The sequence below is a fragment of the Halomicrobium mukohataei DSM 12286 genome (genome assembly GCF_000023965.1).
Classification (GTDB): domain Archaea; phylum Halobacteriota; class Halobacteria; order Halobacteriales; family Haloarculaceae; genus Halomicrobium; species Halomicrobium mukohataei.
In genome coordinates, this window is sequence record NC_013202.1 from 306,695 (window position 1) to 319,597 (window position 12,903).

General features: G+C 66.6%; 8 protein-coding genes. 4 read left to right on the top strand and 4 right to left on the bottom strand.

The genetic code is table 11. The features are described from left to right. Window positions 1-52 precede the first annotated feature (52 nt). The 3 genes from uvrA to HMUK_RS01480 all read left to right on the top strand — a co-directional run bounded on the left by uvrA (window position 53) and on the right by HMUK_RS01480 (window position 6,209). Window positions 53-3,073, top strand: a complete 3,021-nt coding sequence (gene uvrA / locus HMUK_RS01465; protein ID WP_012807848.1) for an excinuclease ABC subunit UvrA — start codon at window positions 53-55, stop codon at window positions 3,071-3,073. 87 nt (window positions 3,074-3,160) lie between these two features. Next, on the top strand, window positions 3,161-4,390 hold the full coding sequence (locus HMUK_RS01470) for an MFS transporter (RefSeq protein WP_012807849.1): 1,230 nt from the start codon (window positions 3,161-3,163) through the stop codon (window positions 4,388-4,390). 985 nt (window positions 4,391-5,375) lie between these two features. Further along, complete coding sequence (locus HMUK_RS01480) at window positions 5,376-6,209, top strand: sugar phosphate isomerase/epimerase family protein (protein WP_012807850.1); 834 nt, start codon at window positions 5,376-5,378, stop codon at window positions 6,207-6,209. Window positions 6,210-6,215: 6 nt separating this feature from the next. Here HMUK_RS01480 and HMUK_RS01485 read toward each other — a convergent pair whose 3' ends face one another. Further along, complete coding sequence (locus tag HMUK_RS01485; RefSeq protein ID WP_012807851.1) at window positions 6,216-7,451, bottom strand: mandelate racemase/muconate lactonizing enzyme family protein; 1,236 nt, start codon at window positions 7,449-7,451, stop codon at window positions 6,216-6,218. A 54-nt stretch (window positions 7,452-7,505) separates the two neighbouring features. Continuing rightward, complete coding sequence (locus HMUK_RS01490; protein WP_012807852.1) at window positions 7,506-8,588, bottom strand: Gfo/Idh/MocA family protein; 1,083 nt, start codon at window positions 8,586-8,588, stop codon at window positions 7,506-7,508. Between the two features lie 159 nt (window positions 8,589-8,747). On the opposite strand from HMUK_RS01490, the gene HMUK_RS01495 reads away from it, so the two are divergent. After that, a complete protein-coding gene (locus HMUK_RS01495; protein ID WP_012807853.1) occupies window positions 8,748-9,539 on the top strand; it encodes an HpcH/HpaI aldolase family protein in 792 nt (263 codons plus the stop codon). Between the two features lie 46 nt (window positions 9,540-9,585). On the opposite strand, the gene HMUK_RS01500 is transcribed toward HMUK_RS01495, so the two are convergent. After that, window positions 9,586-11,082 (bottom strand): CoA-acylating methylmalonate-semialdehyde dehydrogenase, encoded by a 1,497-nt coding sequence (locus tag HMUK_RS01500; protein ID WP_012807854.1) that lies wholly within the window; start codon window positions 11,080-11,082, stop codon window positions 9,586-9,588. Window positions 11,083-11,168: 86 nt separating this feature from the next. Beyond that, a complete protein-coding gene (locus HMUK_RS01505; RefSeq protein WP_012807855.1) occupies window positions 11,169-12,899 on the bottom strand; it encodes a thiamine pyrophosphate-binding protein in 1,731 nt (576 codons plus the stop codon). Window positions 12,900-12,903 lie beyond the last annotated feature (4 nt).

The window sequence follows — 12,903 nt, forward strand, 5'->3', positions numbered from 1 at the left end:
GTCAGCGGCGGACCGACAGCGTTTCACGCACCCAGACCTCAGAGGGCCGTAGATGACACGAGAGTACATCGAGGTCCGCGGTGCGGAGGAACACAACCTCAAGGACATCGATGTTGAGATCCCGCGAGAGGAGTTGACGGTCGTGACGGGGCTGTCGGGATCGGGCAAGTCCTCGCTGGCCTTCGAGACGGTGTACGCTGAGGGACAGCGCCGCTACATCGAGTCGCTGTCGGCCTACGCCAGAAACTTCCTGGGCCAGATGGACAAGCCACAGGTCGAGACCGTCGAGGGGCTGAGCCCGGCGATCTCGATCGACCAGAAGAACGCCGCCAACAACCCCCGATCGACGGTCGGGACCGTCACGGAACTCCACGACTACCTGCGCCTGCTGTACGCCCGAATCGGGACGCCACACTGTCCGGAGTGTGGCCGCGAGGTCGGCGAGCAGTCCGCCCAGAACATGGTCCGTCGGATGCTGGCCCTGCCCGAGGGGACCCGCGCGAAGATCGCCGCACCGGTCGTACGCGACCAGAAGGGTGCCTTCGAGGAGCTGTTCGAGGAGCTGGTGAGCGAGGGGTACGCCCGCGTCGAGGTCGACGGCGAACCGTACGACCTGACGATCGACGACCCCGATCTCGACGAGAACTACGACCACACGATCGACGTGATCGTCGACCGCGTGAGCGTCAGCGCGGACGCCCGCTCGCGGATCACCGACTCCGTCGAGACGGCCCTCGAAGAAGGGGCGGGCATCACGAAGGTGATCCTCCCGGACCCGCCGGAAGGCGTGTCCCTCGGCGGGGCGACGGCGCGCTCGACGGGCGATCTCGCGGGGACCGGCGACAGCGACGACCACAGCGACCGCGAGCGGCTCGTCGTCGAGTTCTCCGAGGAGCTCGCGTGTACCCACTGCGGGATCGACATCTCCGAGATCGAGACCCGCTCGTTCTCGTTCAACAGCCCCCACGGGGCCTGTCCGGAGTGTGAGGGCCTCGGCGAGACCAAGGAGGTCAGCGAGGAGCTCGTCATCCAGGACCGTTCGAAGCCCCTCAAGCACGTCTTCGAACCCTGGAGCTACGACCGCACCTACTACTCGCGACAGCTGGACAACGTCGCGGACCACTTCGGCGTCTCGCTGGAGACGCCCTTCGAGGAGCTGGACGAGTCGATCCAGCACCAGTTCCTCTATGGCACGGACGACCTCGTTCACTTCGAGTGGCAGACCAAGAACGGCACCCGCGAGAAGACCGAGCGCTTCGAGGGCGTCGTCCCGAACCTGGAACGTCGCCACGTCGAGACCGACAGCGACCGCGCCCGCGAACACATCGAGGAGTTCATGGCCGTCACCACCTGTCCCGAGTGTGAGGGCACCCGCCTGAAAGCGGAGTCCCGTCACGTCCTCGTCGACGGGAGTTCCGCGAGCGATGCGAGCGGAACGTCGTCGGAGGTTTCCTCCGACGGTACGTCGATCACCGAGGTCAACCGGATGTCGATCGGCGACGCACTGGAACACTTCGAGGGGCTGGAAGCGTCGCTGGACGAACGCGACACGAAGATCGCCGAGGAGATCCTCAAGGAGATCCGCGCCCGCCTCGGGTTCATGGAGGAGGTCGGGCTGGAGTATCTCACCCTCGACCGGGAGGCGTCGACGCTGTCCGGCGGCGAGAGCCAGCGCATCCGGCTGGCGACCCAGATCGGCTCCGGACTGGTCGGCGTGTTGTACGTGCTCGACGAGCCCTCGATCGGACTCCACCAGCGGGACAACGACCGGCTGTTGAACACGCTGGCTGAGCTGCGCGACCTCGGAAACACGCTCCTCGTCGTCGAGCACGACGAGGAGACGATGCGCCGGGCCGACAACATCATCGACATGGGTCCCGGCCCCGGCAAACGGGGCGGCGAAGTCGTCGTCAACGGCGACATGGACGAGGTGATCGACTGCGAGGACAGCGTCACCGGCGAGTACCTCTCGGGCGAGCGGACGATCCCGGTCCCCGACGACCGCCGAGCGTCGGACACCCACCTCACGATCGAGGGGGCACGCCAGCACAACCTCGCAGATCTGGACGTGGACCTTCCGATCGGCTGTTTCACCGCGATCACGGGCGTCTCTGGGTCGGGCAAGTCGACGCTGATGCACGACGTGCTGTACAAGGGCCTCGTCCGGCGGATGAACGACACCGACGTGAACCCCGGCGAGCACGACGGCATCGAGGGGATCGACGAGATCGAGACCGTCCGCCTCATCGACCAGTCGCCCATCGGCCGCACGCCGCGCTCGAACCCGGCGACCTACACGAACGTCTTCGATCACATCCGCGAGCTGTTCGCCGAGACGAACCTCTCGAAGCAGCGCGGCTACGAGAAGGGACGCTTCTCGTTCAACGTCAAGGGCGGTCGCTGCGAGGCCTGTGGCGGCCAGGGCAACGTCAAAATCGAGATGAACTTCCTCTCTGACGTGTACGTCCCCTGCGAGGAGTGCGACGGGGCGCGGTACAACGACGAGACGCTGGATGTCACCTACAAGGACGCCACCATCTCCGACGTGCTGGACATGAGCGTCGCAGAGGCCTACGACTTCTTCGAGGGCCACACCGGTATCCGCCGCCGCCTGAAGCTCCTGAAAGACGTGGGTCTGGACTACATGCGGCTGGGCCAGCCCTCGACGACGCTCTCCGGCGGAGAGGCCCAGCGGATCAAGCTCGCCGAGGAACTGGGGAAGAAAGACTCCGGCGAGACGCTGTACCTGCTCGACGAGCCCACGACCGGGCTCCACCCCGAGGACGAGCGCAAGCTGATCGACGTGCTCCACCGCCTGACCGACGAGGGCAACACAGTCGTCGTCATCGAGCACGAACTCGATCTGGTGAAGAACGCCGACCACATCGTCGACCTCGGACCCGAGGGCGGCGAGCACGGCGGGACCATCGTCGCCGAAGGCACGCCCGAGGACGTGGCCCGAAACGAGGAGTCCTACACGGGGCAGTACCTCCGCGATCTGCTGCCGAAAGTGGATCTGGAGGGGCCACGCGCCGACCGCGACGTGGCACAGCCAGCGGCGGACGACGACTGAGCCGGCGGAGCGGATCAGAAGAACCCGAGGAGCGGCCTCGACCCGAAGCCGACGGCGTTTTCCGTTCGAACGGGCCTTGAGCCTACTGTGACACTCGCGACGCGACTCCGGGGACTGGCCCGCTTCGATGCGCTCGTGCTGACGGCGTCGCTGTGGTTCATCGGGAAGTTCCTGCGATACGCCTTCCCGCCGCTCTTTGGCACGCTGGGCGAGAGCTACGGCGTCTCGCGGACGGTGCTCGGGACCGCATTCACGGGGTTCATGCTCGTCTACGCCGCGATGCAGTTTCCATCGGGTGCGCTGGCCGACCGGCTCGGCTCCGTTCGGGTGATCGCCGCGGGGGCGGCGCTGGCGGCGACGGGCGCGCTCGTCCTCGTCGTCGACGCACCCTTCGCCGTGCTGGCCGGCGCAATGGTGCTGATGGGGGCAGGGACGGGCGCATACAAGACCGTCGCCGTTCGGTTGCTCTCGGGGGTCTATCCAGACCGAACAGGGCGCGCACTGGGCGTGTTCGACACGGTCGGGGCCTTCGGCGGCGTCGCCGCGCCGGCCGCCGTCGTCGCCGTCGGTGGCGTCTCACTACTCACGGGCGCGCCGTGGCGAACGGTGTTTCTGGCTGGCGGGATCGCGACAATCGTGCTGGCGGCGCTGTTCGTCCGTCGCGTGCCCCAGCGACTCTCGTCGCGGGCCGACGACGATGCGACGGCGACGGACGCGACCGGCGATGGAGTCGCGGTCGGCGACTACCTCACGATGTTCCGCGAATGGCAGTTCGCCGGGTTCGTCGCCGTGACGATCCTGTTTTCGTTCGCCTACAACGGAACGGTCGCGTTTCTGCCGCTGTATCTCGCCGACGAGACAGCGCTGACAGCGGCGACGGCGAACCTCCTCTTTAGCGCGCTCTTCGTCGTCTCGCTCGTCCAGCTCGTGACTGGCGAGGCCAGCGACCGCGTCGGGACCGCACCGATGCTGGTGGTGACACTCGCCGTCGCCACCGCGGGACTGGTCGCAGTCCTCGTGTTCTCGGCGACCGGCGGACCGCTCGCGCTGGGCGGAGCCGTCGTCGCGCTCGGCCTGGGAGCACACGGATATCGGCCGGTCAGGGGTGCGTACCTGATGGCTGTCGTCCCCGAGGACGTGGCCGGCGGGAGCCTCGGGGTCGTCCGAACGCTGCTGATGGGAGCCGGCGCGGTCGCCCCGGCGATCGTCGGCTGGCTCTCGGACGTGGCGAACTTCCAAGTCGCGTTCGGGCTGCTGGCAGCGGCGCTGATCGGCGCGACCGGACTCACGGCGGCGCTGTGGCTGTTCGACCGCTGAGCGGGGAGACTGCCGTGAGCCGAGAGCGCGGTACCTGGCCGGCTCGACGGAACGGGGATCACGTCAGTAGGAACTACGCCAGAGTTTGTTCGTCGAGTATACCATTCGACACACGATTCGGGCGGTATCGACAGTAGCTTCGGTTTTCCAACCTCATTTACATCCTATTTCGGAGTGCTAGAGTGAGAGAATGAAACAGGTGAAGAGTTCGAGCCCTTCATTAGAGTTTTTGGTCGTAGACCAGCTATTCTGTCTACAAAGCAGAGATATGGGTTCCGAATCCACCGTAGGTGCGTGCGTTTGGAGTGTCCAAACGAGAAGGAGAGGCAGAGCGGGACGCGATCGGTCAGTGCGAGCCCGGAACGCTGGCGTCGACCGGTCGACGGGCGTTCGCGGAGATCGATGGGGAACGGTCTTCGCTCGATACCGTTCGGTCAGGCCGAACAGAAGAGATTGCCAGCGGTTCCGTGAACCGACGCCTGAAGCGCGCTTCCAGCCGAGGAGCGGGACCGACGACCCGTTCGGAGAAGGCGGTATAGTAACAATTGAAACGATTTACACACCGATCGCACTGCCGTCGTGCGATCGGGTGTGCATTGATTTTCGATGGCTACTATAACAGACCACTCGTCGGCGGCGTTCAGATAACAACAATACGGTCGTTATGTAAGCGAGCAGTCGGCCGCGTCGCCAGAGAAATCTATGCTCGTATTGTTCGTCTTTCCCGAACACCGCTGTCGTGGAGAACAGCGCGAACGCCCGAAGCGCGGGCCCACGAGTCCAGAACCCGGTGGAGACGGCCAACAGCGGGCCATCTGCGTTCGTCACCACCGAACGGCAGCGAGAGCGACAGACCGTCGTCTCATACTGCCGGCTGTACGTCTGTGAAGCATATCGCGACCTCGTGGTCGCGAAATCTTGAAACAGTTACAGCCAGCAGTATCAGTCGGAAGCTATTTTTCGGCGAGTCGTGATAGCTCGACGCATGGGTACCGGATACACGGCGATGATGTACGACCCGACAGACGTCGAGACCGCGATCAGCGACGTCAGTGCCTGTCGGTACGACGGGATCGAGATCGGCCTCGGGAAGGTCCGCGACAACGACACCGCGACGCTAAAGCGGTGGCTCGCCGACGCGGACGTCGAGCTGTACTGCGTGATGAGCGAGTGGATCGAGAGCGACGAGGCGGTCGAGCGGATCGTCGAAGACGTGCCGACGATCGCCGATCTCGGTGCCGAGTTCCTCGGCTTGCTCCCGCCACAGCGAGGGCGACACGACGAAGCGACGGTCGAGGCGTGGTTGACCCGGGTCAGCGACGCGGCGCTGGACGCCGGCCTGCGTCCGGTCGTCCACCACCACGGCGCGACGGCGGTCGAACGGCCGTCGGAGATCCGCCACTACCTCGACGCCGTCGACGGGCTAGAGTTGCTCTTCGATACGGCACACTACTACCCGTATAGCGACCACTTCCCCGAGGGCGACGTGACCGACGCCGTCGAGCGGTTCGGCGACGACATCGCGTACGTCCACCTCAAGGACGTCGCTCCCGGTCAGGGGTTCGCCGACAACCGGGACGCGCTCACCGACGGGGACTTCCACCTGGACAACGTGATCAACTACTTCCGGTCGTTCACGGACCTCGGCGACGGCGTCGTAGCGTTCGGGGCGCTCGCGGACGCCCTCGACGCGGCGGGGTACGAGGGCCACTACACGATCGAGATCGAGAACCAGACCGAAAAGCCACTCGTCCACGCCAAGGAGAACATCGACCGCTGGAGGGAGCTGTCGGTCGAGAGAGCGGCCGACGGACGATAGCGCCGATCAGTGCTTTCGGTGGTCCTCGACGGCGTCCCAGTCGAGTTCGACGCCGAGGCCCGGTCCGTCGGGCACCCGAATGCGGCCGTCGCGGATGAACGGCTCGTCGCGGACGAGCAGGTCGTCCCACCACGAGACTTCGCGGGCGTGGTACTCCAGGGCCACGAAGTTGGGGACCGTCGCACCGACGTGGACCGTCGCCGCGGTCGCGACGGGACTACCGATGTTGTGGGGGACGAGCGCCTGGTAGTAGGTCTCGGCCAGCTCGGCGATCTTCTTGGTCTCGGCGATGCCCCCGGTCTTCGGAACGTCCGGAGCGAGGAAGTCGACGGCCTGCTCTGCGACCAGGTCGCGGAAGCCGTGACGGCCGTAGCGGTTCTCGCCGGTCAACAGCGTCACGTCGACCCGGCGTTTCAGTTCCCGCATCGCGTCCGTGTTCTCCGGCGGGAGCGGGTCCTCGATCCAGGCCAGATCGTACGGTTCGATCGCGCGACAGAGTCGCTCTGCCGTCTCGGGACTGAAGTTCCAGTGGAGGTCGACCGCGACCTCGGCGTCGTGTCCGATCTCGTCGGTGACGGCCTCGACGACGCGGCGCTTGTGTTCGATCTCCGGCGGGTCGAAGTGCCGCGAGAGCGTGTCGATCTCCCGGCCGGAGGGCACGTCGAGGTCGAACTTCACGATGTCGAATCCGTCGTCGACGGCCCCGCGGGCCGCCCGTGCGTAGGCCTGGGGATCGTACGTCGAGGCCTCCTGTCCCTCCCTGGCGGACTCGACCATCGCCTCGCCAGCGTGACAGTCCGCGTAGACGGCGACCGATTCGCGCAGCTTGCCGCCCAGAAGCTGATAGATCGGCTGGTCGAGGAGTTTCCCCGTGGCGTCCCACAGCGCGATCTCGACGCCGCTGATCGCGATCGTCCCGATCCCCTGCTGTGAGCCGCGCCCGGAGAGGCTCTCGCGCATGAGGTTGTACAGCCGCTCGACGTCGGTCGGGTTCTCGCCGACCAGCACCGGTCGGAGGTAGTCGGTGATGACCTCGTGGACGCCCGGCGACGGGTAGCACTCTCCGATCCCGGTGACCCCCTCGCTGGTCTCGACGGTGACGATCGTCCACGGGAAGTTGCCGTCGACGACCACCGTCTGTACGTCGGTGATCTCGCCCGGCGGACCGTCCGCCCGGCGTGGCTGTTCGTCGAAATCGGCCCACATCGTCGCTGCGAGCGTCGATGCGAAGTCTTCGTACATGTGTTGTCGTGTATCGACGTGTGGTTTCGCTTAGTGGTTTCGGTCCGTCTCGCGTCAGTAATCGCCCAGCAGCGGCGCTCCCTGGATCTGTCGGAACAGATCAGCGATCAGGCGCACGTCGGCCCGTCCCTCTTCGAAGGGGGTCCGGACCTCGGCGTCGCCGCGGATACAGGCGACGAAGTGCTCGACCTCTCGCTTGAAGCTCTCCTCGTAGGCGGGCGTTCGGGTCTCGTCGGAGATCTCGTCGGTACCGCGCTTGACCCGTACCGACGGCGGCGAGTTCCGGATGAACGGGTCGTCGAAGGACAGTTCGATCATCCCCGTCGGCGAATCGACGCGGACGAACTCCTCGAACCACTTGCGGTCCGAGAGCCCGGAATCGAGCGTACACCGCCGGCCGCCCTCGTAGACGAGGTTCGCGGTCGCGTACCGTCCGTCGGCGTACAGGTCGACGTGGTCGATCGACTCGACGCCGCCGAACAGCCCCCGCAGGAGGTTCACGTCGTGACAGATGTGTTCGAGGTGCCAGTGGTAGTCGTCGGCCAGCTCGTCGTCGTCGCTGTCGATCACCTGCTTGCTGTCGGCGAGTTGCTTCTCGCGGGTCGTCTCGACGACCGACTCGGGGACCGCGCCGTCGACGAGATCGTACACCGCCTCGATGTTGCGCCCGTGGTTCGGGTCCACGTCGTAGGCAGTGATCTTGTCGACCCGATCGAGTGCCGCGATCTCCTCGCGGGCGGCCTCGACGGCGGGCGCGTAGCGCTTGTTGTAGGCGACCATCGCGGTCGCGTCGGCCGCCTCGGCCGCCGAGACCATCCGGTCGGCGTCCGCGACGGAGACCGAGAGCGGTTTCTCGACGAGCGTGTCGATCTCCGCGCCCAGCGTCGTCTCGACCACGTCGGCGTGCTGGCTCGGCGGCGTCAACACGATCACGGCGTCGAGTTCGTCGCCGCGTTCGGCGATCATCTCGTCCGCCGACTCGTACCGGTGGGAGACGTTGTAGCGCTCGCCCAGCGTCGTGACCCGCTCGGTGGCGGGGTCGGCCAGCGCGTACAGCTCCAGATCGGGCAGTTCCGTCACGTACGGGATGTGCATGATCTGAGCGATCGTGCCACACCCGATGATACCAAATCGCATATACGCCGTATCCGGACAGTCGGTGTTATAACTTCCGATAGACCGGGTGGCCCCGTCCGCGACCCCGTGATTTATTTGCACTGGCGTCCCAGAGAGGAGACGAAGACACACGGCACAGCGACCGGCGAGTGCCCAGGAGTCGCTGTGTCATCCCCACAAATGACACACGTCAAAGACGCAATCGAGGCCGGAGAGTCGCCGCTCGGGACGTGGATCTCCGTCGGCCATCCCACGATCACAGAGGCGATAGCACAGCTCGACATCGACTTCCTCCTCGTCGACATGGAGCACACGACGATGAGCTTAGAGACCGTCGAGAGCATCGCACGGAGTGTCGACGCCGCCGACGGCGAGACGGAGACGGTCGTCCGGGTCCCGTGGAACGATCCCGTCCGACTGAAGCGCGTCGTCGATATCGGCGTCGCCGGGGTCATGGTCCCGATGGTCGGGACGGCCGAGGAAGCCCGCGAGCTCGTCCGCGCAGTACGATACCCGCCCGACGGGATCAGGGGGATCGCGGGCAGCCGAGCGACAGAGTACGGCCGGAACTTCGAGGAGTACGTCGCGAACGCCAACGGGACGCTCCTCACGATCGCACAGATCGAGACCGAGGAGGGACTGGAAAACGCCGCCGAGATCGCCGCCGTCGACGGCGTCGACGCCCTGTTCGTCGGCCCCGCAGACCTCTCGGGGGCGCTGGGGAAGTTCGCGGAGTGGGACTCCCAGTCGCTCACGACGGCCATGGCGTCGGTCATCGAGGCCGGGAACGACGCGGACGTTCCGGTCGGGACGCTGGTCACCGACCTCGACGACATCGACACACGGGTAGAGCAGGGCCACGACTTCCTCATCGCCGGGAAAGACGTCGCACTGCTGATGGACGGCGTCGACGAAGCCATCGACCGATACGACGACGCCTTCGCGGAGACGACGCCGGCCGAACAGGACTAACGGTCGGCGCGCTCGAACGTCGGCGTTCGAGGCGGACAGCGTCGGACTAGCTGTACCAGCGCTCGATCTCGATCGTCTTGTCCGTGTAGAAGGCGACGGCGTCCTCGCCCTGCGCGTGGAGATCACCGAAGAACGACTCCTTCGTGCCCCCGAAGTGGAAGAACCCCATCGGCGCGCAGACGCCGACGTTGACGCCGATGTTGCCGGCGTCGACCTCGTATCGGTACTGGCGTGCCTCGCCGCCGTCCTCGGTGAAGATCGAGGAGGCGTTGCCGTACTCCGTGCCGTTGACCATCTCGATGGCGTCGTCCAGCGACGGCCGGGCGGCGAGACACAGGACCGGGCCGAAGATCTCGGTCTGGGCGATCTCCATGTCGGCCGTGACGCCCGCCAGCAGCGTCGGCCCCAGGAAGTTCCCGTCGGGGTAGTCGGGGTGTTCGAACCCGCGTCCGTCGACGACGACCTCCGCGCCCTCCGCGACGGCCTCGGCGATCAGTTCCGTGACCCGTTCGCGAGACGCGCCGGTGATGAGCGGGCCGACGTCGGTGTCCTCGTCGAGGCCGCGTCCGACGGTCAGGTCCTCGACCGCATCGACGAGGGCTCCACGCAGCTCGTCGTACACGTCACCGACGGCGACGACCACGTCGTTGGCCAGGCAGCGCTGCCCGGCGTTGGCGTAGCCCGAGCCGACGATGTTTGGCACCGCCCGGTCGAGTTCGGCCGACGGCGTGACGACCGCGAAGTTCTTCGCGCCGCCCTGGGCCTGGACGCGCTTGCCGTGCTGGGCGGCGGTCTCGTAGACGTGTCGAGCGACCGGCGTCGAACCGACGAACGAGACTCCCTCGATACCGTCGTGTTCCAGCAGCGCGTCGACCGTCTCGACGCCGCCGTTGACGAGAGTGACGACGCCGTCGGGGAACTCGACGGCCTCGATCGCCTCGAAGATGAGCTGTGCGGTGAGCGGCACCTTCTCGCTGGGCTTGAGGACGAAGGTGTTCCCCGTCGCGACCGCGTAGGGGAGGAACCACAGCGGGATCATCGCCGGGAAGTTGAACGGCGTGACGGCGGCGAAGGTCCCCAGTGGCTGGCGGACCGCCGTCTCGTCCATCCCGACGGCGACGTCTTCGACGGTCCCGCTGGCCTCGCGGAGCATGTTCGGGATGCCGGTGGCGACTTCGACGTTCTCGATCCCGCGGCGGAGCTCCCCGCGGGCCTCCTCGACGGTCTTGCCGTGTTCCCGAGAGAGCGCGTGCGCGATCTGTTCCTCCCGCGCTTCCAGTTCGTGTTTCAGGTCGAAGAGGTACTGGACCCGCTCGACCGGTGGCGTTCGCCGCCACTCCTCGAAGGCGTCGTTGGCCGTCCGGACCGCTCGGTCGACGTCGTCGGCGCTGGAAAACGGTACGTCGGCGAGGCGCTCTCCCGTGGCCGGATCGACGACCGGCTGGCCATCCGCCGACCCGGACGCCCACTCGCCGCCGACGTAGTTCCGGACGGCGTCGGGGATCGCAGTCGCTGCTGGGGGCTGCTCGTGCTTGCGTGTCATGCGTTGATGGAGTCAGGACGAGACCACATAGATGTTACGACAGCGACGTTCCAGAGCCGGGACCGCCGGCAGCGAGCGGCCGCGGCTTACTCTTCGAGGTCCGCGAGGTCCCACTCGCCGGTGACGATCGCGCCGGAGTCGGGGTTGTCTGGCTCGACGACCGCCTCGACCATCGCGGGCCCGTCGTGGGCGATCGCGTCGTCGAGGACGGCGTCGAGGTTCTCGGGCTTGACGACGCGCTCGGCGTAGCCGAGGTTGAACGAGTCGGCCATCGCCATGTAGTCGACCCCCGAGTCCTCGTCGAACTCCGTGTTGAGGACGCGGTCCCAGCCGTACTTGTCGACCTGGAGGTTCCGGATCGACTTCCAGCCACGGTTGTTGAGGACCAGGTAGGTCACGTCGACGCCGTGTTCGACGGCCGCGGCCACCTCCTGGTTACACATCAGGAAGCTCCCGTCGCCCTCGACGTCGACGACGGGGCTGTCCGGCTTGCCGAGTTTGGCACCGATGGCCGCCGAGACGCCAAAGCCCATCGTCGAGAAGCCGCCACAGGAGACGTTCGTCCGGGGCTCGTACACCGGGAACTCGGGGTTGACCGTCTCCTGGGGCTGGCCGGCACTGGAGACGACGACGCCGTCTCTGGGCAACACCTCGCGCAGCGACGCCAGCACGCGGGAGATGCTCATCGGGACGCTGTCGTCGTCCCAGCGCTCCTGGACCATCGCGGCCCACTCGTCCCACAGCTCCTGTATCTCCGCGTAGTAGTCGTTGTCTTCGGTCGAGACCGGCTCCATCCGCTCGCGCAGTTGCTCGGTGAGCTGGCGAGTGACCACCTTCGCGTCGCCCTGGATGCCGACCTCGATGGGGTAGTTCTTCCCGATCTCCTGGGGGTCGATGTCGACGTGGATCAGCTTGCTCGGCGGGATCTCGAAGCTGACGCCCGCCTCGAACGACGAGGTGTGCATATCGGTGAAGCGACAGCCGACGGCGAGGATCGTGTCGGCGTTGGACGCCAGCTCGTTCCCGGCCGTCGAGCCGATCCACCCCGCGTAGCCGACGAACAGGTCGTGGTCCTCGGGGATGATCCCCTTGGCCTGGAACGTCGGGACGACGGGTGCCTGGAGGTGTTCGGCCAGCGCTTGCACCTCGTCCCAGGCCTCCGCGAGCATCGTCCCGCCGCCGGGAACGATCACCGGCCGGTCGGCCTCGGCAAGCAGCGTCGCGGCCTCCGAGACGGTCTCCGGATCGCCACCGGGGCGACTGTGCGGGCGGTGCTTGGTGGGTTCGGGCAGCGTCACGTCGGCGACAGCGCCCTGTACGTCCATCGGAACGTCGACGTGAACCGGCCCCGGACGACCGGAGCGGGCGATCTGGAAGGCCCGCCGGAGCACGCGGGGGAGGTGCTCGACGGAGGTGACCTCAAAGCTCTGTTTCGTGACCGGCTCCATGACGCTCGGGAAGTCGCCGGGCTTCTGGCGTTCGATCTCCTGGAGGATCCCCTGTCCGTACTCGTGGGTCTGTGGCGCGCCGGTGAAGACGACCATCGGGATCGAGTCGACGTAGGCCGTCGCGACGCCGGTGACCGTGTTGGTCGCACCGGGGCCGATCGAGGTGAAGACGGCCAGCGGTTCGCCGGTCACGCGGGCGTACCCGTCTGCGAGGTGGGCGGCACCTTGCTCGTGACGCGGCTGGACGACCGATACGTCGGAGTCGTTGAAGGCGTCGAGCAGGTTCGTGCTCCCGTGGCCGGGAATCCCGACGAGGTACTCGACGCCCTCCTTCTCCAGATACGTGGCGATAATCTCGCCACCGTTCATTCGA

Bases quoted from the DNA above. Each gene is read 5' to 3' on its own strand.
- uvrA (WP_012807848.1), top strand. From the start codon at position 53: ATGACACGAGAGTACATCGAGGTCCGCGGTGCGGAGGAACACAACCTC.
- HMUK_RS01480 (WP_012807850.1), top strand. From the start codon at position 5,376: ATGGGTACCGGATACACGGCGATGATGTACGACCCGACAGACGTCGAG.
- HMUK_RS01485 (WP_012807851.1), bottom strand. From the start codon at position 7,451: ATGTACGAAGACTTCGCATCGACGCTCGCAGCGACGATGTGGGCCGAT.
- HMUK_RS01490 (WP_012807852.1), bottom strand. From the start codon at position 8,588: ATGCGATTTGGTATCATCGGGTGTGGCACGATCGCTCAGATCATGCAC.
- HMUK_RS01495 (WP_012807853.1), top strand. From the start codon at position 8,748: ATGACACACGTCAAAGACGCAATCGAGGCCGGAGAGTCGCCGCTCGGG.
- HMUK_RS01500 (WP_012807854.1), bottom strand. From the start codon at position 11,082: ATGACACGCAAGCACGAGCAGCCCCCAGCAGCGACTGCGATCCCCGAC.
- HMUK_RS01505 (WP_012807855.1), bottom strand. From the start codon at position 12,899: ATGAACGGTGGCGAGATTATCGCCACGTATCTGGAGAAGGAGGGCGTC.